At 52.6% G+C, this 25,506-nt stretch carries 21 protein-coding genes; 11 read left to right on the top strand and 10 right to left on the bottom strand.

Annotated features, from left to right (window positions below; translation table 11 throughout):
- Positions 1-339 precede the first annotated feature (339 nt).
- Entirely contained in the window at positions 340-1,425 is a 1,086-nt protein-coding gene (locus CMR03_RS08540) for a hypothetical protein (protein ID WP_096011308.1), read from the top strand.
- 1 nt (position 1,426) lies between these two features.
- On the top strand, positions 1,427-3,664 hold the full coding sequence (locus tag CMR03_RS08535; RefSeq protein WP_096011307.1) for a KAP family P-loop NTPase fold protein: 2,238 nt from the start codon (positions 1,427-1,429) through the stop codon (positions 3,662-3,664).
- A gap of 220 nt (positions 3,665-3,884) precedes the next feature.
- Here CMR03_RS08535 and CMR03_RS08530 read toward each other — a convergent pair whose 3' ends face one another.
- Together CMR03_RS08530 and CMR03_RS08525 are read right to left on the bottom strand one after the other, a co-directional pair.
- On the bottom strand, positions 3,885-5,603 hold the full coding sequence (locus CMR03_RS08530) for a hypothetical protein (protein ID WP_141248555.1): 1,719 nt from the start codon (positions 5,601-5,603) through the stop codon (positions 3,885-3,887).
- An 83-nt stretch (positions 5,604-5,686) separates the two neighbouring features.
- Positions 5,687-7,081, bottom strand: a complete 1,395-nt coding sequence (locus CMR03_RS08525) for a hypothetical protein (protein WP_096011305.1) — start codon at positions 7,079-7,081, stop codon at positions 5,687-5,689.
- A 242-nt stretch (positions 7,082-7,323) separates the two neighbouring features.
- Between CMR03_RS08525 and CMR03_RS08520 the strand changes: the two genes are divergently transcribed.
- From CMR03_RS08520 to CMR03_RS08510, 3 genes are read left to right on the top strand one after another with little or no spacing between them, the layout of a single operon-like run.
- Positions 7,324-7,581 carry a hypothetical protein gene (locus tag CMR03_RS08520; RefSeq protein WP_096011304.1) on the top strand — a complete coding sequence of 86 codons (258 nt, stop codon included), beginning with the start codon at positions 7,324-7,326 and terminating at the stop codon, positions 7,579-7,581.
- Positions 7,582-7,620: 39 nt separating this feature from the next.
- A complete protein-coding gene (locus tag CMR03_RS08515; RefSeq protein WP_096011303.1) occupies positions 7,621-7,968 on the top strand; it encodes a hypothetical protein in 348 nt (115 codons plus the stop codon).
- A 21-nt stretch (positions 7,969-7,989) separates the two neighbouring features.
- Positions 7,990-8,616: a recombinase family protein gene (locus CMR03_RS08510; protein WP_096011302.1), complete on the top strand. Its 627-nt coding sequence runs from the start codon at positions 7,990-7,992 to the stop codon at positions 8,614-8,616.
- Positions 8,617-8,789: 173 nt separating this feature from the next.
- Here CMR03_RS08510 and CMR03_RS08505 read toward each other — a convergent pair whose 3' ends face one another.
- The 5 genes from CMR03_RS08505 to CMR03_RS08485 form a co-directional block, all read right to left on the bottom strand.
- A complete protein-coding gene (locus tag CMR03_RS08505; RefSeq protein WP_096011301.1) occupies positions 8,790-9,194 on the bottom strand; it encodes an SMI1/KNR4 family protein in 405 nt (134 codons plus the stop codon).
- Positions 9,194-13,429: an RHS repeat-associated core domain-containing protein gene (locus tag CMR03_RS08500; protein WP_096011300.1), complete on the bottom strand. Its 4,236-nt coding sequence runs from the start codon at positions 13,427-13,429 to the stop codon at positions 9,194-9,196. The genes CMR03_RS08505 and CMR03_RS08500 overlap by 1 nt, the downstream gene beginning before the upstream one ends.
- Positions 13,430-13,443: 14 nt before the next feature.
- On the bottom strand, positions 13,444-13,875 hold the full coding sequence (locus CMR03_RS08495) for a DcrB-related protein (RefSeq protein WP_096011299.1): 432 nt from the start codon (positions 13,873-13,875) through the stop codon (positions 13,444-13,446).
- Positions 13,876-14,018: 143 nt separating this feature from the next.
- Positions 14,019-15,323, bottom strand: coding sequence for a DUF1173 family protein (locus CMR03_RS08490; protein WP_096011298.1), 1,305 nt, complete (start codon positions 15,321-15,323; stop codon positions 14,019-14,021).
- Between the two features lie 87 nt (positions 15,324-15,410).
- Positions 15,411-15,758 carry a phospholipase D-like domain-containing protein gene (locus tag CMR03_RS08485; protein WP_279627532.1) on the bottom strand — a complete coding sequence of 116 codons (348 nt, stop codon included), beginning with the start codon at positions 15,756-15,758 and terminating at the stop codon, positions 15,411-15,413.
- A gap of 1,018 nt (positions 15,759-16,776) precedes the next feature.
- Here CMR03_RS08485 and CMR03_RS08475 point away from each other — a divergent pair.
- Together CMR03_RS08475 and CMR03_RS08470 are read left to right on the top strand one after the other, a co-directional pair.
- Positions 16,777-16,980 (top strand): Hha/YmoA family nucleoid-associated regulatory protein, encoded by a 204-nt coding sequence (locus CMR03_RS08475; protein ID WP_096011295.1) that lies wholly within the window; start codon positions 16,777-16,779, stop codon positions 16,978-16,980.
- Positions 16,981-17,343: 363 nt separating this feature from the next.
- Complete coding sequence (locus CMR03_RS08470; RefSeq protein WP_096011294.1) at positions 17,344-18,222, top strand: RepB family plasmid replication initiator protein; 879 nt, start codon at positions 17,344-17,346, stop codon at positions 18,220-18,222.
- A 264-nt stretch (positions 18,223-18,486) separates the two neighbouring features.
- On the opposite strand, the gene CMR03_RS08465 is transcribed toward CMR03_RS08470, so the two are convergent.
- On the bottom strand, positions 18,487-18,708 hold the full coding sequence (locus CMR03_RS08465) for a hypothetical protein (protein ID WP_096011293.1): 222 nt from the start codon (positions 18,706-18,708) through the stop codon (positions 18,487-18,489).
- Positions 18,709-19,596: 888 nt separating this feature from the next.
- Positions 19,597-20,616, bottom strand: coding sequence for a plasmid replication initiator RepA (gene repA / locus CMR03_RS08455; RefSeq protein ID WP_096011292.1), 1,020 nt, complete (start codon positions 20,614-20,616; stop codon positions 19,597-19,599).
- A 971-nt stretch (positions 20,617-21,587) separates the two neighbouring features.
- Here repA and CMR03_RS08450 point away from each other — a divergent pair.
- The 4 genes from CMR03_RS08450 to CMR03_RS08435 all read left to right on the top strand — a co-directional run bounded on the left by CMR03_RS08450 (position 21,588) and on the right by CMR03_RS08435 (position 24,415).
- Positions 21,588-22,229: a hypothetical protein gene (locus CMR03_RS08450; protein WP_026020915.1), complete on the top strand. Its 642-nt coding sequence runs from the start codon at positions 21,588-21,590 to the stop codon at positions 22,227-22,229.
- Entirely contained in the window at positions 22,210-22,419 is a 210-nt protein-coding gene (locus CMR03_RS08445; protein WP_019104923.1) for a hypothetical protein, read from the top strand. The genes CMR03_RS08450 and CMR03_RS08445 overlap by 20 nt, the downstream gene beginning before the upstream one ends.
- Positions 22,420-22,460: 41 nt before the next feature.
- On the top strand, positions 22,461-23,015 hold the full coding sequence (locus CMR03_RS08440) for a plasmid fertility inhibition factor family protein (RefSeq protein WP_242638500.1): 555 nt from the start codon (positions 22,461-22,463) through the stop codon (positions 23,013-23,015).
- A gap of 305 nt (positions 23,016-23,320) precedes the next feature.
- Entirely contained in the window at positions 23,321-24,415 is a 1,095-nt protein-coding gene (locus CMR03_RS08435) for a hypothetical protein (protein ID WP_029571038.1), read from the top strand.
- A gap of 167 nt (positions 24,416-24,582) precedes the next feature.
- Here the strand turns inward: CMR03_RS08435 and CMR03_RS08430 are convergent, their stop codons facing one another.
- Entirely contained in the window at positions 24,583-25,407 is an 825-nt protein-coding gene (locus CMR03_RS08430; protein ID WP_029571039.1) for a DsbA family protein, read from the bottom strand.
- Positions 25,408-25,506: the final 99 nt, after the last annotated feature.

Genomic DNA, 25,506 nt, shown 5'->3' with positions numbered 1-25,506 from the left:
CGGATCCGACTTTTTCCGTATCGGGCAGTAACCGGAAGGGTAGCACGGCGGCGGGGCGGGCGGAAGCGGGGTTTTCCGGGCGGCTTTACGCTGACGCATCCTGTATGTTGTGGCAGTAGCAGCGACTTCAGGCACAATATATGGGGTGCTGAGCAGAAAACCACCACTGGTGAGGTAAAGATCCGGTTCCGCCTTTTTTCGGATCTCAGCGCAGAAAAGAGAAAGAGGGAAATGTGAACGCTGATTTATGACATGATGTCATATCGACTTAATGCGTGCTTTTTCATTAGTGCTGATGCATTCTTTATCTAATTCAACAGCATCCTGGAAAAAAACATCATGCTCAGTCAACTGACATTACGGTTTCCGAAAAAACTTATTGAGGGGCTCAAGTCCCGCGCATCCGCCGAGGACACCTCGGTTAACGCCCTGACCGAACGCCTGCTCCACGGCGCGCTGAAGTCCGCCCCGCCGGATGACGCCTTTTTTGCCCTGCAGGCCGATCCGGGCGGCACGCGGGAAACGCTCTACCGGAAGGTGGTCCGTGGGGAAACCTTCGGCCGGCAGTCCCTGAAGCCGGCCGAGCTGCGCTGGCTGTTTGTGCAGGCGCACGCGGCCTGCCAGACCGGCAGCGCGTTCATGAGCTGGTCCTCGATGGAGAGCCTGCTGGGCATCACCTTTGATGCCCTGGTTTATGCCACGGAAAACGGTATACCTGTCGATACTTATTACATCAACCGGGCCTTCGATCTCGCCGGCATTGACTACCCGGCCGAAACGGACGCCTTTATGGCGGCCGTGCCGCACGGCGTGGACACCACCTGGGCCGAGTTTCTGCTGCGCCCGCTCTCCTCGGGCGCCCTGAACCTGGAGGCTTTTCCGGATGAAGCGATCGCCCGCATCTGCACGCCGGCGCGCCTGAAAGCCGTTTTCCCGCTGGTCGTCAGGGCGCAGCGGCCTGACGGGGAAAGCCTGAAGGCCTGGGCCGCGGCCACCGGGCTGGTCACGGACGACCTCATCCTGACAGCGGAGGTTGCCGACGTTATCCTGCACGCCGAAATTCGCGGAAACCGGCAGCCGCAGCTGCCCGGGCAGGCCTGGCAGGTGCCCCAGTTCAGCCTGTTCGTGACGGCAGGGCGGGTGTCGCTGGCGCTGGGCTGGGAGGTGTTCAGCGCGCTGGTCCGCTACATGCAGGCACGCGCCTGGCAGGGAAGCACGGACACCTGGAGCGCCCGTGACAGCCTGGTGTCCCTGTACATGCCGCGGGGTAAAGGCAGCAGAGCTGTTCTCGGACTGGACGGCACACACATTGCCATGACGACGGAAGAATATCTGGCGCTGGAGACGGGACTTCTGGCGGCAGTGGCAGCGCCGGAGACGGCCCCGGTGCTGGCGGAACTGCGCTGTATATACGGAGACTTATAAAATGGATAACAGAAGCAGCATCACCCACGCGGGTGAAGAGGCTCCCATACGGCGGCCTGAAGATGACCTCTATGGATTCGTGAACGTGGCAGCAGGCCTTTCGCGCAGTATTCATGCGCTTGATACCAATTACAGCACTGTTATAGGTATTGAGGGTCAGTGGGGGGCCGGAAAAACAAGCCTGCTCAATCTGCTGCTCAAGACCCTGTATCAGAACAAATCCCCGAATACGCACATTCTCCGTATTGCTCCCTGGATGACCGCGCAAGGTACAAGTCCGGCTGATTCACTGCTGATGCCCGTCGCTGCTATTCTCCGTGAAGAAGAGGAGAAACGTCAGCCTTTGGCAAAGAGTTTCTGGCAAAAAAAGCTAAGTAGCTTCCGGAGAAAGCGAAACTCTGGGGCTGCCCTTGATATGCTCAATTATCTCCGGCAGACCTCCGGGAAGCTTGCACCTCTGGCTGATTTTTTCGGGAACTTCGTTCCGGGTATGGGCATGGCAGCGAAAGGGATGGAGACGCTGGCAAAGCTCGATCTGTCCGGGCGGAGGCAGACTGCTGCCGACCTGCATGCCAGCCTTGATAAAAAGATCCGGCAGTTTGACCTTAAATTTATCGTCATCATTGATGACCTTGACCGGCTTGAGCCGGCACAGGCTGTCGAAGTTCTGCGTCTGGTTCGTTCGGTGGCTGACTTTTCCCGTTTTCGCTATGTAATGTGTTATGACCGTGAGGTCCTGGTTCAGGCCATCCAGCACCATTTACAGATCAGCGACGGCGTCCTTTATCTGCAGAAAATTATCCAGTTGTCCTTCCGCCTGCCCCGTCCAGAGACCTTCGATCTGAGGCGGGAGCTCAGAACCGGGGCCGCGGCCCTGTACAGGGAAATTAACGGCAATGGTCTTGATGCCGGTTCGGAATCGGAACTTGCTTACGCAGTAGACGTTTACGGTGAGATGCTGACAACACCGCGTGAGGTGAACCAGATACTGAATGCCCTCCGTTTCTGCTATCCCGGCCTGCGCGACTACGTTTATTTTCCCGATCTCTGTTTTCTTCAGATACTGCGTGTAGTTAGTCCCGGCCTGCATGACTGGTCTGAACACTATCTGACAGAGCGGGCAGTTATCCAAACAGGGGACGGCAGCCTCAGTATCGGTCAGCAGGAAAACCTGTGCACTCAGCTTAAGGCTCATCTGAGCCACTTTCCTGAGACCCTTGCACGGTATGGCTCAACGCTTGGCCGCTGGCTTCCGGGTATCAGCGGATACTCAAACGGTAAATGCCGTATCTTTGGACAGGTCCAGGATGAGGAGTCCTCCACTGCTTTGCGTCGTCTTGGTAGCCTGATTTACTGGCGCTACTACTTCTCCTTCTCAGCCCCCCAGAACGTCCTGTCGGAAGCAGACATTCTCGACATTCTGCACAAAGCCGGCACAGACCGGCAGGCACTGGAAAATCGCCTCTTAGAGAGCATCAGCAGTAAAGGGATCACTTCCCGAACGTGGTTTGAGCATATCATCACTCGCCTGACACCCCGTGTAACAGCAGCCGCCAGTTATGAGCAGCTTATGGGGCTGATCAGCTTCTTTTTCAGCAACGGTGATCGTGTGAAAAAGGCTTTCATGGAGCGTCATGCATCCTTCTTCATGCATGATTCCGGCGCAGACAGACTTGTGATTAATCTTGTGGCTCAGGTACTGGAAAGAGATCGAGAGAGCAGTCTCGGTGAACTGAAATATCTGTTCGAAACCGGTACTGCAGTGTTCTGGATCGCTGGCTTCATGCGGGACTTGCTCATACTCCACGGACTGTCGGGTGACAGGCCGATGCCTGAAAATGAGACGTACTTTACTCATAATGAACTTGAAAATCTTCGCTGTGGTCTCGTCACGCGCCTTGACAGCGATGCGGTCAAATCTCTCTTACTCGGTCATGTTGACCTGCTTGGTTATCTGTATGCATGGCAGCAGATAGACAGTAAATTGCCGATACAGAGCTGGACTCATGACGTCAGCACTACTGATGAGAATTTTCTGCTGCTTCTGCTCAGACTGCGATCAACTGTTATCAGTACTGACAGAGCACGTTACTATAAGCTTGACCTGGCTGAGGTCAGTCAGTTCCTGCTGGATGAGGAAGCCATTAAAGACAGGCTTGACCGGACAGAGAAAAGGGGATGTTACCAAGATGAAGTTCGTATGATAAGGGAAGCCATAAGTCAGAAACGATACTGGTGATTTGCACTGCTGACGCTCCGCAAAAGTATGCGGAGCAGATCTTACTTATTTTTAATGCAGTCTGCTCATGCCTGACGGATAAAACCACTACTCAATAAGTACCTGCAACGGCTGTTCTTTCTCTACCGGCTTTTAATCCCTTAACGTCAGGTTGATACCTGACGAGCCGGGGACTTAAACATAAAACCACAGAGGAGCCTGCGTACTGGTAGAAACAGGCCTACGACAGTCCTGATAGCCTGTCAGCCGCTGGTTCTGCCGAATTAATCCCCTTTTTACGCATTCCCTGAGGAGCAACCGGTCCAAAACGGGCAACAGCGTCACCGTAAAAATCGATGCTTACATCACTCACCGATATAAGCTCCCCATTGAGCGGATCATTATCATGCATGAGCCAGAAGGTGGTGAATATTGTTCCATCAGGATAGCGGTAAATACCAAGACTACTGAAATAATCAGCCCTGACAAGCAGGCAGAAATCCGGACCGGATCTGCTGAATGCGTGAAGGTTACAGTTATTGACCCTAAAGGGACTGTAATTACTGATGGCCGGCGTCCGGGGATTATAAATTTTTAGCGCAGGATGTAAGGCTGTATTCATTTCCAGCTCACGCAGTGCGTCAAAAAACCCGGCTCCCGAAACGATCAGATTATAATCATCACCGTCAGAAGTCAGCTGGTCTGTCTGCTGAATAATGACGCTGATATCATTTGTTTTGTGATGATAGTTTGCGTCAGTTTCAGCCAGCATTTCACGGATTATGCACAAAAGCCCCCCCACGGCTTGGCTGACCGGCATCAGGCCGTCCGGCAAGCCGTCACGACCGGTGATGAGCATTTCTCTAGGCACGTTCATAGCACAACGCAGACGTTTTCCTGTGCTGTAAAGAGCTTTATCGTGGAAAACCTTTACACCGGACAGAAGGAAATCGGATTTCAGTTCTGAAATAAGACTGGCCGAAAGATCTCTGTCAGTCTGCCTGAAAATACTGACGGCCACAGGGGTCGCGAGAATTTTTTTCGTTCTAGCGGCCTCAATTGTTTCTATGTAAGCATCAATCAGTTCATTGAACGAAGAAGCGCGATGGGGATATTCAGCCGCATCAATTAACTGTCCGGAATAGGGCTGGGTCATATCAGGCTTAAGCCGGCGTAGAATAAAAACAAGCTGATTACTGACTGAAGGAGTAAACACTCCGGCATCGGTCGCATTGAGGATTTCACGGCTGACGGTGCCGGGGTGAGAGCTTAAGGTCAACGCCAGCTCGGCAAAAGCAGGATAAAGACTGCGCAGATCTTCATATACGCCAGTGTAAATGCGTCCAAGAATGAAATACTGCTCTTTTCTGCCCGCGAGTTTCTGTGTCAGGCCCGACATGACCTCATACCATGATTTCTGGTCATTACGGTCACCACTTTCGAGACGGATGATAATGTCGATGACATCAGACATTCTCCCGATGTTATGAGACATTATATCATGCGATCCTGACGGATATACGATGCGATTTCCGATAAGATTTGAAATTATATTGGAGTGGAGCGCATTTTTTCCGGTATTTGCATTCGCGGCAATATAGGCTGCGGTTATCAGCCGGAGGTCAGTGACAGCATTCCGGCAGGATACGGACAAAAGAGCCTCTTTATCATAAGGTTCACCGTTCAGCAGGTAAGCGCTATTTTCCAAAGCTTCCTGCGGGCGAAAACCGTCAGGTGTCAGTAAAACGCTCTGCCACTGATATTCAGCCTGCCACGCCAGATCAAGCCGTGTCAGGCTGAACCAGAGATTGAGATGATCGCTGGCATTGTCAGCAGCGAAACTGTCGTCATTGTTCACGGCAGCAAGCACCAGTTGAGGGGCGATGAGGAGATGTTCCCTCAGACACTGCTGGTATACCTCCTGATTGAGGCCGTTTTTCCGTTGTATATGCAGCGCCATCAGCCAGCCCTCATGCACTCCGATAAATTCCGCAATTAACTCCCTGTGACGCTGAGCCTGGCTGGCCGAAGAGTCAGTTGAGGTTACCGCCATCCAGTCGGTGAGACAGTGCCAGAACTCTGCCTCTGTTTAAAAGTCATGACCACGTCAGCCATAATGCGATCTTCAAAACGGTCAAACAGAGATGAAGGGATGCGCATGACCCGACTGAAGTACTGTCCGGTGCTGCCGACCGACTTAACGGCTTCGCGCCCCAGACGCACAAGTTCATAATGGAACGATCGAGTAAAAGCATGGTTCCAGGAACCTCCTCCGCATTCATCAAGATAATTACCGTCCGGATATTGAAAGCTTTCCCTGAGCCTCTTATAGGTTATAAGCAGTCTGTCCACCGCACTCTCAAAAGCACCCAGATTTCTGTCCTCAAGCGCGTCATAAATTTCGCCAAAAAATTCGCGAGGAAATCCGGCGTAATTCTTCTTTCTGGCACTTCGTTTTATGACAAAACACCGGCGAAAAAAATATGCCCATATGGCGGAATACGCAATGTTCTGCGACGCCAAAATAATGATATTCCCATTTTCACGGGGGCCTGTCGGAAGAATAGTTACAGATGCGCTGTCGCCATTCACTGGCTTCAGTAGACGGAGGAGGAATTTTAACGGCCAGATATAAATATCACTGATAACCTCCTGTCTGTTTATTTTCAGTTTCAGCAACTTATTCACATCGCTTTCAGACCTGAGTCCGAAGCGCATTATCCGGATACCTCTGTCCGTCTCGCCCTCTAACTGCGCTCCGGGATAAGCGAGCCAGTTTTCCCTGAGAGAGTCCGTTACATATTGCATCATTGCTCTTGAATGAAAATATTTAAGCATGATTCCGTTTCGTTTTTCATCATCCAGCACGTTGAGACTCTGTATAAAGAACCAGACTGAAAGTGCAATGTTGAGCGTCATCCAGAAAAATGCGACCACAGAAAATGCTTTAATTAAATAAGCGTCACCGCTGGCAGAAAGCAACCCACCGATGAGAATGAAAGCGGAAAGTGACAAACCACTCAGCCCTGCAAACATATACCCCGAATAAACCTGATAGGCAGACTGTATATGCTCACGGGTCGATTTTTTCTGTAAAATAACGCTTATCAGACCAACAACAAGGGGAAAAACAACACCAATAACGGTCAGTTGCCCCCCAAGCAGGCCCGACTGCCAACTGACCAGGTCTTTCATGCCTGTCAGGTGTTGAAGGGCGAAAGACTTGAACATTGTGCGAAAAAAGATGGCGACAGACAGCGCGCTAAGCGCGGTCCCCCAAAGAAGCAGCATAGCCAGAAGATAATGCGTTGAACACCAGACAATGACACGCTCAAAAGAGTTCCATCTTAGTTCCCTGTGTTCAGAGTTATTCCTGAGATTCGCCCTGACGTCTTTACTGAGCTTACGTCTGAGGTTCCGAAATAAAATTCCGCGCATTTAGTCTCCTTTACTGACCCCTGTCATCAACACGAAGGGTTAAATGAGGGTAGGATTCTACAATAAACCTTCTGAAATACGAGTTATTAGGGAAATCATTAAGCAAGTGATCAAGGTTCCAGTGCTTTTAAATTCTGAAAAAAGTTAATCCCGGAATTTAGAAAGAGCTTTGACTGAAAATCAGCTATTTTGAGTATACTCAAAATGACCGCCAAAAGACCTTAATAAAGAAGGGGTGATACATGCCGGTGACAAAAACGAAAACTTTTTCGGGAAGGGTGGAACGCGTTGTACATGTGGCCACTGTCAATGACGTAAACCTGATGCTGTATGGGGTTATGCTTGCGGGAGAACCGGAATGGTTGCGCTTCTGCACGACCGGGGTTGAGCATGCAGAGAAAATTGCGTTTCTCAGCCCGGACGCTCTCGTTGAAATCAGGGTAGGGAAAGACATAAATATCCAGGGGACGACGTACAGGGAATTTCACTCCCTGAGTTAAAGGTCTCGGCCGAACCTTAAAACAGCTTATGAGGTTGCAATGAAACCCTTCAGCCTTTTAGTGAACCATCCACTGGATGAAACTTATCTCAGTCCCCCGGGCGACACATATACGGAAGGTGAACTTCCTGAAGAGGAGACTGAGGTGCGTCAAGCGCTTACAGCCATGTACGTTCTGACAAACCGCCTGATGAACATCGGCTTATGTGACCGTCTGTTCAGAACCCGTAAATACTCGTCAGCCAGCGGTTCGGCGACAGAGGCGCAGCGGCAGCTGATGGCGCTCGTGAACAGTACGCCCCTTCATAAAGCCGCGCTGAGACGGATTGTGAGCGTCATGCCCGAAGACAACGGCGGCCGGGAAGCGCTCATGGATTATTTAGGTTAAGAGGAATGGACCGTTAAACCCATGCAGATTGCGCGTATTTATCTTCGCGTCAGTACCGATGAACAGGAACTGACGCGACAGAACAGCATTATTGAGGATGCACGGGGCAGGGGTTTTTATGTCGCCGGCGTCTATAAAGAGAAAGCTTCCGGTGCCAGATCTGACCGCCCTGAACTCCAGCGCATGATTGCCGACCTGCAGCCCGGTGAGGTGGTTGTGGCAGAGAAGATTGACCGCATCAGCCGTCTTCCCCTTAATGAGGCCGAGCAACTGATTGGCTCGATAAAAGCCAGAGGGGCTAAGCTGGCCATCCCCGGCATAGTGGATCTGTCCGAACTGGCCGTCAACCAGGACGGCGTGGCCAGAATCGTGCTTGAGTCAGTTCAGGACATGTTGCTTAAGGTAGCCCTTCAGACCGCACGTGACGATTACGAAACCCGTCGCGAAAGGCAGCGGCAGGGCGTGGAGCTTGCAAAGGCTTCGGGTAAGTACAAAGGGCGCAGACCGGAACCCAAAACACACGAACGTATCATTGCCCTTCGCGAGTCCGGTATGACAATTGCGCGCACAGCAACGCTTGCAGGATGCAGCGTGAGTCAGGTAAAGCGCATATGGGCCATCTACAGGGCTCAGAAATTCGGTCAATAGCGGTATGAGTTAATGTGCAAAGCCAGTATTCATGATGCCTGGGATGCCGTAAGTCCGGACTTTTTCAGGCCACATCTCACAGAATACTGCTGCAAACCAGTAGGAAACAGATGTCTGCTGTTCCCTGTAATGACGCTGCCGCCCGCCAGAAATACACTGGCGGGCAGGTATTTTCAGCCAAATAATTCTTCAATGAATTCGTCGAATGAATCAGCAACAGACACAAGCTCCTTTTCATCCATAAGAAAAACGAAAATCTCACCGAAAGAATCTCCCTCTTTCAGTGACAACAGGAAACTGTTACCCCCCTCATCATAAGCGAAAGGCACCATTTTTCGTAAATCGCCGAAAGACTCTGTAAGATCCCCGTAAAGCTCCTCTATAGGCCGCTCACCGTATTTAACAGAGTTAAACCCTCCCAGCATAAAAAAGTTTCCATCCTCATTATTGAGGGGATATCCGCCATTGTTTTTCAGATAAAAATCCTGAAATGACTGGGGAAGACGATTGCCGAAAAGCGCATTGAAGGATGCCATTTCCTCTCGGGTTAGCTTCTGTTCTGAATCTGAAAGATACATCAGCAATTTTCTCCTGCAGTTTTGCGTACCCTGTTGCGGGCCGGGAAAGTATAGGACCTGCCTGTGGCGGCCTTGTACTGGCTGACGCCGCCCGCGTGATTAATATTCTGATGAGCGCCCCTTTTAACAAGCTGCATAGTGCCGGTATTTGTCTCAGGGTTGTAATCGTCGAGATGGTGCCAGACATAGCCACTTGGTGTCGTTTTCTGGTTGAGGCCCGCCTTGTAGTTAGCTGCCTCAAAGTCTTTCAGATAATCCCCCGTATATTCAATAGGCACAATGGGATTAACACCTTCCCGGAGGTTATACAGAGCGTTACTGTCTTTATAATCGAGCCCGCCTGCCGGTGTCTTAACAACACCATGGTAACCAAGCCCTTCCAGCTTAGCTATGGGATCAAAAGCCAGCCCCAGGGGATCGATCCAGATCAGGGGGTTGGGAGCATACTGATAAAGATTCCAGCCGCCCGCCAGCCCTATCGGGTCCTGCACCATGAACCGGCCTGTCTGCGGATCATAATAGCGGAACAGGTTGTAATGCAGGCCTGTTTCAGCGTCCGCATACTGCCCGGCGTAGCGAAGCGGCTGATGTGAAAGAGACGGCAGTGAAGACAGGCGGTAAAAACCTTCTGTCTGACGTCTGACCTCACCGAAGCTGCCGTACTGGCCGCTCCAGCTCAGCTTCCCTGACGCATCCGTCACTTCAAGCGGTGCACCGTTCAGGTCGGTGCTGAACCACAGTACAGCGCCCCGTGTTTCATTCTGCTGATGGTCAATGCGCGCCAGTGGACTCCAGGTCTCTGCAGGGTCATACACGTAAGAGCTGCACGTTCCGTCAGGATGTTGCTCCTGCAGCAGATGCCATCCCTGCCACAGGAAGCGGGTTTCCGCCTTACCCCGCGCGGTGGTAACCGTCTTGAGTGTGCGCCGGCCCAGCGCATCGTAGTGATAGTGTGCTTCAAAAGCTCCTTCCGGCCCCGTTCCACGTGCCGAGATCAGCCGGTTGTCCGCGTCATACTCATAGTACTGCTCATCCGTCCCGCGCCTGCGGCGGATAATGTTGCCCCATGCGTCATAGGACATGAACAGGTTCTGCCACTGTTCCAGCCGGTTATCCCGAACGGCGTCTGCAGGTTCTTCTGTTTCGTCAGGCAGCAGGTTGTCAGCCATGTCGTACCGGAACGCATCGCTGCGGTGTCCCTGTCTGGCCTCGTAGTGCTTCAGCAGGCGTCCCACGGCATCGTAACCGTACTGTACCTCCCCGCGCAGCGTGTCGCTGACGCCGGCAAGTTCATCCCGCGAGGTATAGCGGAAAGCGCGTGACAGGATCTCCTGTTCCGGCAGGGTCGCGCCTGAGGCAATGAGGCTGCGCTGCAGTATCCGCCGGCCGTTGCTGTCATATTCCCGTCGCTGCTCTCTGGCCCCCTGCGTCCGGGACAGTTCGCGGTGCAGCCGGTCACGGGTAAATTCGGTGATCGTCTGCCTGCCGAAGCGAATGGCGCTGACGTGCCCGGAGCCGTAATGCAGCCAGCTCAGTTGCTGACCGCCGGGCAGGGTGAGTCTGGTCAGATTACCGAGGGCATCCCGCTCATATTCAAGCTGGCCGTTCCCCCCCGACTCCTGCGTAATCCAGCCCGCGGCGTCGCGCGTCAGGACAATATCATCGCCCGTCAGGCCTTTGTCTGCCCCTTCAGCGGTAGGGGTGCACGTCAGACGAATGAGCTGCCCACCAGAATCACGGTGGTAACGATACTCCGCATCGCGTGTCATGCGCGCCATCAGACGGCCACTGTCGTCATAGCTGAACAGCTGCACCCGCTGTGGCATTCCTCCGTCAGCTGCGGGACGACCGTGCTCATACAGCGCCCCTGGCATTCCCCGCTCATCCCAGCGCCACAGCCGATCTGTTTCATCCGGACGCACCTCCCGCAGGAGACGACCGGCAGGATCATACGTAAACCGGTAAGTCCCCCCGTTGCCGTTATCCAGCTGCAGCAGATTTCCGCGAGGGTCATAGTGCCAGCGGCGTACCCGTCCGATACGGTCGCTGACACTGACCGGCAGGCCCAGCGCGTTGTACTGCCAGCGAATTTCCTCTTCCAGCGCGTCCCGCCAGGCGGCAAGCCGGCCGTGCGCATCCCAGCGCAGCGTTTCCCGCGTTCCGTCCGGCCTGATAACGGCTGTCAGCTGTCCGGCGCTGTTCCATTCCCGCCGGGTGACGTTCTCTTCCGCATCCGTGCTGGTAATGAGCTGCCCGAAACGGTCATAACTGAAGCGGGTTACGCTGCCGGAACAGTCGGTGCGGCCTGTCAGCAGCCCCTGCCGGTTCCATTCCAGCCTGACCACACCCCCGACAGCATCGGTGATGAAATCCGGCAACAGGTCTGTATCGTCCGGATAGTGGTAACTGGTGATATGGTTCAGGACGTCAGTTTCCGACAGCAGTCGGTCATAAAGGTCATACGTCGCTGACGTATGCGAGCCGTCAGGATAGTCCGTGCGGACAATACGGTCCGTCAGGCGGTACCAGTGATAACACGTCCGCCGTCCGGCCGGGTCAGTTTCCTCCGTCATGCGCCCGTAGCGGTCCCAGCGGGTCCGGCGAATGGCACCGCCTGGCAGGATGACATCGCAAAGTGCCCCGTCTTGATACACGAACGTCGTCTGCAGACCATCGAAGTCCGTATAGCGGGCGACGTTATCATCGTCGTCCAGCAGCCAGTGCGCCTCGCTCCCGTCGTCGCGCAGAGCCCGACGCGTACCCTGCCCGAAATCGTATTCAAAGCTGAGTCGCTCTCCCGCGCTGTGCCTGAAGGCAACCACGCGCGGCAGTCCGCTTATTTCCTGCCAGCGGTACTCACACAGTAACCCGTCAGCATCCTCATGGGCGGTCATCAGGCCGTCCTGCCACTGAAAACGACGCGTTACCCGTCCGCCACGTCCTGTCACGCTGACCAGCTGATCCACGGCATCATAGTCGTAGCGTACCAGGCTGGTGCCGTCATCCAGAAAAACCTCACGAAGGCGGCCACCGGCATAACGGCATGACACGCGCTGACCGGCGCTGTCGGTGAGTGCGCTGAGGGTATGGTCATCATTCCATTCAAATCGGACAGCATTGCCGCAGGGCTCTGACAGCCGGTCGGGCAGGGCGGGAGCATCATCACGCAGCGGCGGGAAGTGCCAGCGCTCCCCGCTGATGTCATAGACAGACCAGGAGTCGTCGCTGTGATGCTCCAGCCAGCGATGTTCAGTTTCGCAGTATGTCCGCATGCCTTTCGGCACGACAGGAAAAGCAACGTAGTCCCCGGAGGGTGCACGCCATACCAGCCCGTCCTGGTAGCGTTCCAGCCGCGTCTCCCAGAACAGGCTCCAGCCGCAGCCCAGCACACTGTCAGCGGGATTACCGCTGCGCCAGTAACGCTGCCAGCGAACCGGCAGGCGTGAGGGCAGCACAAAGTCAAGCTCGTCATCCCCGTTCAGGAATTTCTGGCCGCTGACAATATCTACCGGCCGGGCAATGATTCCGGCCGCAGAAACTGCAGTCATCAGAGCACCGAAGCGGCATGCAATGCGTTTAAGTTTGTTAATTCCGGGCAGTTTTCTGAGCAGCTTTGCCAGTGCGCCGGCTTTGCCGGCTGCTCCACCCCAGCCGCCGGCCAGACCGGCAAAAAGCAGCGTAAGGTCAGAGGCTTTATAGAGCCATTCCGGCACCTCGGAGGTGATGTCAAGCGTCTGCTCGGCATCACCGCCAATGAGCACATTCTGTGAGCCGCTCATGACTTTTGCGCCACAGGTTACCCTGTCACCCAGCCGGACAGCGGGCAGGCCGTTAATGAATACGCGGGATGAACCTTCCGCCATCTGCTGTGCACCGTCCTCCGAACAGCTTACCGTGCTGGAGGTGGCTATCGCCGCCGGCCTGCCGTTGATAAAGACATCCGCTGAACCGGTCAGGACAGCACCGGTGGGCGACATGTCCGCCGCCCCCGCATCTGCAATACTGTCGCGGGCAGCGGTGGCAAGCTCTCCGGTAAGATAACCCACGGCCAGGCTGGCACCGACGAGCAGGACGCCCACGCCGAGGCAGGACGCACCCAGCCCCGCCACCATAAGTGCACCTGCTGCAATACCGCCTGCGGCCGCAAGCAGTCCGCCAACTACTGTGCCCAGGATCATTCCTGCAAGCGCATGAGAATGTCCGGTGGTGTCCCCGACCCTTGCCGCCTGAAACATCTGCTTCTCCTCCTTCAGCCGTGCAGGCGAAATGACAGCAGCAGGTTGTTCAGGACATCACGGTCAGGATCAGTCAGCGGACCGTCCGCGCTGACGGTGAAGACCAGCACCTGTGTGTCCGGCAGGACAAACACCGCCTGACGCTGCGATACGCGCTTTCCGCCGCGCAGGTAAGTGGCTTCAACCACTTCTCCTTGTCCCAGATCATTTCCGGTCACGGCAGTATCCCGTGATAGGAGCTTCCAGCCCTTCAGGTGCTGTGCCATCAGGGCCGTCTGACGGGTGACATAGTCAGACAGGTTTTCACCTTCTTCCGTGCGGTCACGGGACAGGTTAAGAGGCGGCTGCCCGGGCGCGGTGAATACGTTAACGGTCCTGTCCTGGTAACCGGCTGGCAGCGTGAGCATACCTTCAGTAAACAGGCAGTCATGAGGTGAGAGATTCATCCTTCTGCTTCCTTTGCATAAGAAAGTCTTAAGGCTGACATATCCGGCAAAAAATAACCAGCTCAGGGATGTGAGTCAACACGCAGTTTAAAACCGGCAACTTCGCCAAAAACGGAACACCAGTATTCAGATGTGAAGGCGTTTCAACGGGCAGGAAAGTCAGGCATTTCAGACTCACCGACAGCATTCCAGTACCACCAGTTTCCCCGACCATATTCCCTGTCGTAGTAGGCGGTCTTCTCCTGCTTACGCAGCAGGTACTCAGGCGTGTTCATCCCGAAGACCTCCATAGGCAGCGCATCCACCCCGGGAACGTCCTTCAGCACGAAATCCGGGAAAACATTTTCCTCACCGTCGTAGCGCAGCGGCTTGATGAAGGCGCGTTTTTCCTGCCAGAGCCGGTCTTCGACCATTCCTTCATAGCCTGAATCCAGCGGAATAAAGCGCGGGCTGACCGTCATCAGCGCCACGTCGATGACAGCACTGCAGCTGGACGGCCGGTTGCGCCCGTCTACGTGCCTGAACGTCGTTTCGGGCGGCTCCTTTTCCGCGATGACCACGACCTTCATGCCCCGGCGCCAGTCGCCCAGCTCGCGGCCAAAGCTCCTCTCCAGGCGCAGGCGCACGTCCTCCGGCAGCACCAGGTCAGGGAATCCGAAAAACAGGCCCAGCGGCAGCGTGGTCTGCAGCCGTGCTTCAGCAGCCTCATTCCAGCTGGCCAGCACGGACACCACGATGAGCCGCCGTTTGTTCTTTTCGGCTACTCTCAGGTGTTCCCAGTTTGAAATAACCTGCGGCGTGCCCTTGGTGGCCATGAGCAGCAGCGACTCCTCCAGTGGCACGCGGCCGACGCGTATCCGGCCCGCCGTCTGCTGGAGGCGCCAGCTCACCCAGCCGGGCGTGCGTTTCTTTTTGTCGAAAGCCGGGTGCCAGACATTGATACCGGACTGTTCCCACAGCAGGTGAAGCAGGCCCAGCAGACGCATCGAGGGACGGCGCTTACGCTTAACCGGTTCATCACCGGACACGTCTTCTGCCGGTTTTAACTCTGTCGGTGTCTTTTTCTGCAGGCCAGTGGGCAGCCTGACCACGATGGTGCCGTCCGCAGCGGTGCGGACCGCATCCCCCTGATAAATCTCGGCCTGCCGTTCGTCTGACCACACAGAGTAAAAACGGCAGTCCGGCTTGTGTTCATTGCCGGTAAATGCATATGAAGAGAGCCAGCATCGTTCAGTCTCCTGAGAGTAATGCACCTTCAGGCGGCGTTTTACGGGGTCGCTCTCTGCCGGCAGGCAGCTGCAGGTGACCACCGTGGTCTTTTTGTTGTCGCGGGCATGCTTCAGCCAGCGCTGCCACACAGGCGTTTCGTTCTGCTGAAAAGCTTCAGACGCCTCCTGCCGGCCCCGCTGACCGGTGAAGTAAACCGGATAAAATTTTTTCTTCGTCATATACAGCCCACCGTACCGGCAATATTAATTATATTTTTATTAACGGCTGCACTGTACAGGCGATGATTCCGCCCAGAGCCGGTTAAATTAATCCTGATACTGCTTACTCACTGACAAACTGTCTCTGACAACCAGCGAATTTTCGGCATTACGCTTTTCCGCCGACGAGGTGTAATTAAAAGAGCCCGTCTGCACGCCGTTATTTCCTGTCACGATAAATTTGTTATGCATAATACTGTACTGCGCGTCTGTTCTGACCTGGATACCTGAACAGGCCAGCTCATTAACCAGCGACCAGCGGTCATGACTTTTCTTTTCGTCGGCCACCACTCTTACAGGTACGCCGCGCCGTGAGAGCTGTACAAGCGCCTCTGCCACAGGCTCACTGGTAAATTCGTCCGCAGCCACGTCAGCAGAACCCGTAGCTGAGCGTATGAAGTCGATGATGAGTTCCTGAGCAGTACCGCCCGGTGAAAAACCCGCCTGCAGGTCAGTTCCGGAACAGGAAAAAAAAGGCAGTGTAAAAATAATAAGACAGAAAGATTTTGTTTTTTCATTTTTTATTCACCCTGTTTAATTAAAGATTAATAATACATCTGATGCGATCAACAAATAAACAATATCTTTTCAAATTTAAATAATTTTAATAACCTCTAACAATTACCGACTGAAGTAATGAATCCCCGTTCCGATAATCCGAACAACAGATACGGGGAGGTTAATATGAACCAGTTTCATGAAATTAATTTACTGACATCACGTGGTGATATTAATGGTGCACTGTCGCTGATAAATGGCTGGAGCGAAAGCGTTGCACGTAAGATCATGAAAAAGGCCGGATACCCGGTCCCTTCAGACAGAGGGCGTGCTTTCTGGTTGTGGGTCCAGCAGACGCTGATGCAGGCCGCCCGGGAAAAGCGCTGCGGATACCAGCACCGGTTCTCATATTCCTTCAACCGTATACGGACAGAGGCAGAAACTCACTACGAAGACTATGCGAGGATGATGGCTGAACTGAGCGCAAAAAGTGAACCTGAATCCCTCTCAGAAAGTCAGCACCCCGCGCAGGGAAGTGTAGTGTCCGTCGATACAGCTCCGGAAGCAGGCATCAGGGTCTCTGGCCCTGCAGAAGGAGTGGAAAACTCTGACCGGAACGCTCAGCCAGCGGCGACTGCTTCCGTTAATATACTCCAGTTCGGGAAGGTCACTGGTTGCATCGTAACGCACAAGACTGAAAATCGAAGAATCAACAGTATGCGGTTTCATGTTAAGGCGAATCCCCTCCTGTCATTTCCAGGATTTAACAAATGCTCCCAGGATTTAACAAATCAGGCCTGTTCTCGTTTGTCTGCGTCACGGATCATTTTAAACGTTGCAGTTATTTCACTCATCAAAATTCTCCTGGTTTATGGCAAATCCCGTGCCATGACCGCTCACTTATTTAAGGCAAGGTATGACAAAAACAGACTGGTTAATGAGATTCAGGCGCTGTCGCCCTATGGACACGCTGGAGACCGTGTACGAACACCTGAAATACGAAGGCGATCCAAAAGAAGACTATGCCATGACCTCAGCATACGATCACCGTAAAGCCGAACTGACAGTGGGCAAGCTGTTTGACCGCGTGCCGGTTCATGTCTGGAGATTAGTAAACTGATCAAACTAAACGCTTCTGAGCAGGCCTTTACCGAAAACGGGAATCGCATTCGCAAATTTTTTGCGTGTGCGATTTTCGTTGAACAAGCCGGAGGCGCGTTAGGAAGCCACTTATCCACATATTAATTGGATAGATCAATTCTTTTAAGTTCTATAAAGATCATATGGAGATCATTAAAGATCACCAATAGTATAAATAATTGATTTATATGATATTAAATGCTTTTAAGGTATCTACTTTCATGCAAAAGGTATCTACTAGCATGAAAAAGGTATTTACATTCATGTGAAAGGTATTTAATTTCATGCGACAAAGGTATTCACTTTCATGTAATCCCCCTTTTGCTTTTAGAAAATTAAAATTATGAAAAAAGATAATAATATCATTGATATAAGCAACCCGTTTGCCATTGTTAGAAAAGACTCAGACACAGTTTATCTACTGGAGCCAAACAGTAGTAAGACTGTGCAACCCGTGGCTTTACTGAGGCTTAGCGTTTTCACACCGGTTGCTCCTAAGGAAAAGGGAAAACGGGACTTTTTGATAGATGCGTCTGATGAACTATCCAGCTTGGAAGTTGCGCAGAGAGAAGGGTATACGGATATAAAAATTCAGGGCGCGAAACTAAGCATGTCTACAGATTTTAAGACATGGTTAGGGATAATAATGGCATTTTCTACCTACGGCTATAGTGCCGAGACTATACGTTTACCGTTCACTGAGTTTGCAAAAATGTGTGGTATCAAATCTTCTGATCTCAATGCTCGTTCACGTAAACGACTTCATGATTCATTGTTCAACATATCCAGTGTCACACTGGCGTTCAGTAGCAAAGACGGTAAGAAATCCATGTTTTCACATTTGGTACAAAGCGCTGTACTGAATATGAATACTGATACTGTCGAAATCACAGCTGATAAGAATCTTTGGGAGCTTTATCGCTATGATCATAAGGTTCTTTTAGGCCTCAAAGCCCTTTCTGAACTATCACGAAAAGAAGCTGCGCAATCTTTGTATATCTACTTTGAAAGTATGCCTTCAGGGACGCTTTACATATCCATGAAACGTTTGCGAGAGAGACTCGCTATGGGTTCCCCTGTAAAGCTGCAGAATTCAATCATCAGACGTGCAATGGCTGATCTTGAAAGGATTGGCTATATCAATTTTTCAGAATTGAAAAAGGGACGAGAGATTCAGTTTGTTATTTTCAGCCGGTCACCAAAGCTACAAATTTCTCAGTGAGATCATGCTGACATACATGTTTAGTCTCTACTTACATGTAAAACACCCGATGTTTGAATGCTGTGCAGCCAAAGGACGTTAAAAGGTATCCACTTTCATGTAAAAGAGTGAATTAACGCTCTGTTTTACATGAAAGTAGATACCTTCCTATATGCCAGCTGGTTTTTATCATGCAAGTAGATACCTTTACATGGAAGTAACTACCTTTAAGTAAACCTGAGTAAGAGAAACATAAAAGGTTACTGGCCATATTTACTAGCAAGCTTACTGCGGCGGCTCCATCAGCTGCTCGATGGCAAACATGAGAGCGGGTTCAACCTGATCACTTCGTCCCAGACGTGCCCTTAACAAAAGTATAAGATCACGTTTGATTTCTTCGCGGCTGATTACGTCGCCATCACTCGCTTTCCTCAGACAAACCATGCCGGTGAGTCTGCACGCTTCCCGGTAAGTAGCCTGAACTGCGTCATCATCAACGTTCTGCATTGGATATCTCCTGCAGTGTCTCAGTTAGTTATGCGCGAAAGCGCATGAAGGCGCCAGCTGATGCCCGCCAGGGGAAACTGGCCACATGGCGCCGGTAGCCCGGCGAAGCCGGTTACGGTTTGATAGATTCTGCCTGTCGGGCACTTCGTCCTGCAAAGCCAAACCCGCTTTCCGCCGCACGAAAGCCACTGTACGCCGTCGGAGTGGTCACGACAAGGCGTAGCCGCAGTCGGGGCGTATCTCCGCGTCAGCGGGCCGTTAGGGCCGCTTACGGGCGTGTTCACTGTACCCTGAAGCGAGACTACTCAAAGCAACATCAGAGCCATTAGTTACAACACCCATTAATCAGCCACGCCTGTTCCGGCCCGAAGGGCCGGGCGGGGGCGGCTGGTCAGTGGGGGCGATGGGTTATCAGGTCCGGCTCCGGTCCCTGCTTGGAGGGGCACTTATGGTTCAGGACTGCGCGTTCTGCTGTTTACAGTGAACTAATGTATGCTGTAACTAAAATACTTGTATTTGGGGCCCGCGTCAGCGGGAGCTACTCCTGAATCTGAGCGGCGCGGCCGCTGCGAGCGAAGGCCTTTTCCACTTATCCACAATCTCGCGGGTGACAGAGATCATTCCGGCTTTATCGGAAGACCTTAAAACAGTGTTTAAGACTGTTTTGCAAATTATCGGATATCCGTTTGCTGCTTTCTGAGGTTATCCCGTTGCGGATTTTTGTGGATAAAAAGACGACGACGGGGTTTTGCGCGCGCTGCCGGCGCATGAACGACGTCGCGGCCGGCATGAAACGGGAATAGTAGCGAAGACGTGGCCGGAGCCTGAAAAAAAACCACGGCAAAAGCCCCGGTTAAGGGGCATGGTCTGTATGTCAGGTGTTAAGCGTCAGACGCGGGTGTCGTGTGTCTCAAACAGCTGCATCTGGAAGAGTTGCCGGATGGCCAGCTTCTCAAGACGGTCATCCGTGCAGTACAGCAGCTCGCCTGCGGGCAGCGTTTTACGCAGGTGTTTCATCATCTCAAACACCTGCACATCGCGAGGATGGTTGCTCAGACGGTTGGCCCGCTTGCGCATCGCCCCCTGCTGGCGGCGGTACTTCAGCGACTCGCTCCTCTTGCGATCGTACCAGCGACGTCGGGCGGCCTGTGGCGAGATGTCTTCATCCTCCCGCATCAGCCCTTCCGCTATCATCTGCCGGCGTTCCTCGCTCCTGCGCAGCGCCTTTTCCTGCTCTTTGGCCAGTCTGGCCATGTCCGCGCCCAGCATCCGGAAACCGGCATCGGTTATCCAGACGTACTTCGGCAGCCACTGCCCGGACTCGCGGTCCCACATTTTTTCTTCGGACACCGCGAGCACGCCATACCGGACCTGTTCGCTAATCAGGCGGGACATACGGCTCACCGTGACGGCCGTCTCCGGAATGACGTTTCCTTGTTCGTCTTTCGGACTGACCTCATAAGCCAGCCGCGACGTGCACATGCCGACAGAATGTTTGCCTTTGTCGCAGAAACTGATCAGAACCGGCCAGGTGCAGTCCAGCAGCCGGGCTTTTTCCGGTTTGAAATGGTTTTTACGCCCCGCCTTCTGGCGGTTCATCATGTAGTAAGGGTGCAGCGACACTCGCATTCGCAGCTCGCTGAGGCCGGTTTCCGGATCGGTTTTCACCAGCCGGTTGTAAAGGTAGCCGATCTGGCCACCTACCGGCTTATAGCGCGCCGGCCGGAACCATTGCGGATTTTCGCATTTCGCCCGAGTGGAGTGTTCGCCCCTGACGCGGCGGGTTTTACGCGGTTCGGCGGGAACGAGAAACGATGCCGTTTCACCGGCATCAACGCCCTGCCAGAAACGTACCTGTTCTTCGGTGCTGAGCTGACTCCAGTGCCGTGACGGGTTGCCCTGTTTCATGACAGCGCCTCCCTGTCAGACTGAGGCCGCTTTGTTCTCTGGCCACAGGTATGTCGCCGGTCTTCACTGACAACCTGACGTGTAAGCAGGAAAGCCGGAAAAAAGACGCGGGGAAGCCCACCGTCATTACTGCGGGTGTCACGCGCGAACAACAGAGTTTTGATGTGAAGAGGTATTGCCGGCCAGTTCAGCCGGAAAACAGACTTCAGCAACGTAACAGGAGCCAGGCCACACCCGGTCGGGGGGCAAATGCCGGCAGCAGAATGGTCACTGCTGCAACGTCTGGCTTCATACGGGGTCGGGCAGTTTAACCCGATTAAAATCTGGTCATTCACCCTGTCCCGGACTTATGGCGGGCAGGGCTTGTCTTATGAAATGCATGCGTTATAATCCTTCACAGGCGCTGCGCCTGCTTTTGGACCCCCTGATTCTGTCTCTTCCGCCAAGTTGATAACAGTTTCGGGGGGTTTTTGCATTCAGAGTCCGGCAATTGTCGTTCTCTGTACCCTGGACGTTTTAACGGATACGTCCCATCCGGATAAATCTTTCCCCGTACCGCGCATGTCCGGCCACAGGTTTCGCTCATCCCTATCATCAACCACCACAGTATTCTGATAAGGATCTGAATAGATCGCCGCCCGGCGAAGTCAGAAAAGCATACCCGCAGCAACCGGCTAAATCCAGCATTTAATAGGGTTTTAAGGTGTCGGATGGTTAAAAATAAACCGCCCTCGATCCAGACTATTCTCAAAATCACCTGCAGTCCTCAATTGACCTGAATACACGCGCATGGCGGTGCAGCGCACACTCAGGCCGGGAATGGGGTGTCGATGCCCGTAGGTTTTTTTTGAAAGGTTATGTACCGATGACAGCCTGGTTTCAGGACTGCATGAACTGTCAAAATATTGCCCTGACAGTTACAATATTTTAATGTTTACCTGTCAGACGGCACGGTTATTGGGGGAAAAGGAATGGACGCAACAATGCTCGCCCGTTCAATCGTATCGGGCGTAGTTTCAGTGCCAATGGACTTTTATCTGGGACTGGAGCGAACCTTTCAGGATTTGGATCTTTCTGACGGTGGCCGACGCATCCAGTCGCGCAATATGCACGACGACGTTCGCGTTGGCCGCGCTGTGTATAATGCCTTCAAAAACAGAAACGAAATTGCGAAAATCGTTAAGATCATCATTGATGATTCGCTGCAGTATCTGCCCGAACCCGCACTGCGTAAGGTTTATGACAAACTGATTGGCAGTGCTACGTCAATGACCAGCAGGACCGCTACACAACTGACGTTGTCTTCTTATCTCGGTTCAAAGGTCGTCAGTGGTGTCATGCTGTCATTCATGACGCGCGTTGCCCTCCGGGGACTGACCGGTGGCATGACTGGCGGCGTCATTGCTCAGGGCGTGATATCCCGTGCCTGTGAAGCCTCCAGACGGCTGCAGATGCAGAACCCTGAACTGTGGCGAAAGCTGCGGGTTAACGATTACGACATGCTCTATTTCATGTTTGAAGAACCCCTGCAGAACTTCATCAAAATGGGTGAAATGCTGCGTAAAAACCCCTCCGCCTCCAGAGAATTTATCAATGCTATCGAAAATTATTAGACTGCTTCGTAAGCTTATCGCCGAAGTGTCCGGCGGTCTGGTCTTAATGGCTATGGTGGTGGGAATATTTCTGGCGGCAACACTGAATGAAGGGGCCATGCGCATCATTGCTCCGCTGCTCGTTCTCGTCGGTGGACTGGTTGTTTACGGCCTGACCTATCTGATTGCAGAAAAGCCCGATCGCCGTTGACCGTGTCGTGATTAAGGCCATGATAACAAGCGAGCGACCTCATGAATGCAGATCCGATATTTAATGAACATCCTTTGCTTGCCGCCTGCGGAATATGTCGGATAGGGCGCGAGCACGGAGAATATGGAGCCAAAATCTGCACCTTTTCAGTCGGCCTGAGAAACGACCAAAAGGCCTGGATGAAACTGGCGCTGGACCATGACTCTGACAAATGGGTCGTGATTGTCCGCAAACGCCCTTTTCTTGAAGCATGGGCACAAAATGGTCGGGAACCTCAGCTTGCAAACGGCGATGAAACCGTGTGGCGAAAAGATTTCAAGTTTCATCGGTCTGAGAAATGCTTTTCGCCCGGATACGCTGACCCCGTTCCACTGGCGTTATGCGATGCACGTTATGAGCTGGATAAAGGGCTACCCGTCCTGAATACGAGTTTTACGGACGGAATAACGCGCACTATATGGCTACTGGCCAACGGTGCCGAAAGCCTACCTGTTAGCGTAACCTCAGAAAAAAGTGCCCGTCTGCTGTTCAGGGGAGCTGGCGACAGAAAAACTGAGCCGCTTTCCGTCACATTCCTGCATTCTCTGTGTACATAAAGCCGAATCACATAAGGTATTTCTCGCGTAAGCGGAGCATTTCGGACCACGATGAAAGCAGCTGGCGTGATAAATCTTAAAAGAGTGTCAGAACAAAGTTTACTGCGAATGTTAAATTGACGGTGCAGGTACAAAGTTCCCTAAAGATTCGCACACTGATGCCGAAATGATGCAAATATCTGTCCTCAATAAAGGCATCAATTGTGCGCGTAAAGAACTGCTGTTTTCACCCTCTGGCATTAGTGAGTCTGCTTACACTTTTGTTTGGCACGATACTGCTGGGCACGTGTTGGAAGGATTTCAGGTTGTATTCCAATTTTAAAAAGGAATTCTACAAAACCCATTCCTCAGAGAACTTAACATCAACAACTGCAGCAAATGCGCTAAACCATACCGGTTTGGTTTATGACCTAATAAATATGGACGTAACTAACCGGATCGTTGATGATGCGGTTGCTCAGCAAGCCCGCTACAAAGTTACACTCTATCTTGATGACGTAAAAGGTCACTGTCACACAGACCATACCGACGCAGGAAATGAGAAATTCGTTGCATGTGCAGGACATACCCTCGAAAAACATTTTTATTACAGTCCGGGTGGTCCTGTAACAGCGAATTATGCAGCAGATAATTCAGATTGCGACGCCAACACTTATTTAATGATGACTGCAGCATCCGAGGCAGGGATCGAGTCATGGGTGGTTTTTGCGCCCAGTCATGCTTTCTTTGCCTGGAAAGACAGTTTCGGAAATTACCGGTACTGGGAAACCACTACCGATAATAACCGAGGACAGTGGGCTGATTTCCGTGAGCCATTGTACAAAAAGGCTATCAGCCCGGCCTATTACCGTCCCCGCGACGGCAGATATGCAACGCAATTTTATCAGGCGATTATCTACACTGACTCACGTGAAAAAACGCCTCTGGACACGGGCCTCATCCCTTTACTAGATAACCATTTTGTCTCAGACATTTTGCTTTATAACAAAGCCCGTGCAGGAAAGCTTACCGATAAAGATGTTGCCTTTTTAAGATCCGGTTTGCAGGAAGATTTTACCTCAACCGACCGAACCAGGGCGCTTGCGATTTACTACCTTGCTCATGGAAACAAATCAAAAGCGGCCGCTTATCTTTCACGCATAAACTCTGAAGACTGTCAGACAAGTTGTGTTGAACTTTTATCTGAAACAAGCCCTTTAAAGCGCTTTATTACATATCCCTATTCATGGCTGGACAAGTTCTATGACAGGCATGATGCCTATTTTTCTCTTCTGGCTTACTACCTGTTCATGAGTGGAGTCTTTCTGGTGTTTATCGGATTGGTCACAGGGAGGATATGGTGGAAAACATTGGGTTCAGCGAAAAAGCAGACACCGGAAAATGCTATCCAGAGCAAATAATTAAAGGCAGGGATGGGGATTATCCGCCAGCTAATCCTGCCTGGAAATTTAACCTAAAGCTTGTGGTAAGCGAGACGATAACAGGAACTGAGACACTGTCTCAGCCTACTGATAAGTGTTGATATCTTTTATACCGGCAGTCACCGATTCAAGCTGCCGGTATTTTTTTATTTCCCCTCAGCCTTGTTGATAGCCTGCTGCATCACCGCTTCGCTGACCACGCCCGGTATCACGGTCGTATTCTCAACGTTAGCATTCTCTGCCGGCATGACGACAATCCCCGGCGTCCCCGTCAGCCCCAGCATCTCTGCCAGAGAATCATTGTTCGCAATAAGGCTGTCAGACCGGGCGTAACTCTCTGTGTTAACCGGCCCTGCCCCTGCAGACTTAGCATTGGTTTCAATGTCTTCAGGTGTCAGTTTTCCTTCGTTGTGGCCAGTCCGGTAAATGCCATTGTGATAGGTTATGTAGGCCTCTGCGCCCTTCTGGCGGTAAATGTCCAGACCACGCCGCGAAGCCTGGGTGGATTCCGGAAAGCGCGACGCGAATATCGTCCAGTCGCGAAACGCAAACCTGACGTCTGAATTACTGGCCATGACTTTCTCCATCACCGGCGACATCATGCTGCAGGCGATACATTCATAATCAAAAAACTCCGTCACAATGACTTTTGCGCCGGCCGGACCAGCAACAGGCACGCCGTCGAGCTGCATGAGCAGTCGGTGGGCTTTTACGGCAGCGTCGGCATAGGCCTTCTGCTTCATTTCGTTCTGACGCGCCTGCAGCTTCTTACTGACCTCGATCAGCACATCCGGATGCGCCACCAGGTAATCAGCGGCTATCTCGCCGATGCGGGCCTGCTGCGCCGGGGTAAAATCACCCGCTGCGGACGCATGCTGCTGTACCGGCGTCAAATCAGCAGGGGCAGCCGGTACGGCGCAGGTGAAGCCTGTGGCCAGCATCGCTGCGACCAGTTTTACGTGTTTTTTCATAAGTGTCCGTATGTCGCACACCGGCGACGACTTGGTTCATTGACCTGCCCCCGATAAGTGGGGCAGATGGAAGATAAAGGGCCTGGTGTGGTCTGGCCC

Origin of the sequence: Pantoea allii (assembly GCF_002307475.1) — a bacterium.
In the GTDB taxonomy this organism is placed as follows: Bacteria; Pseudomonadota; Gammaproteobacteria; order Enterobacterales; family Enterobacteriaceae; genus Pantoea; species Pantoea allii.
Note: the sequence above shows the minus strand (reverse complement) of the source record. Positions and strands in the feature narration are given on the sequence as shown.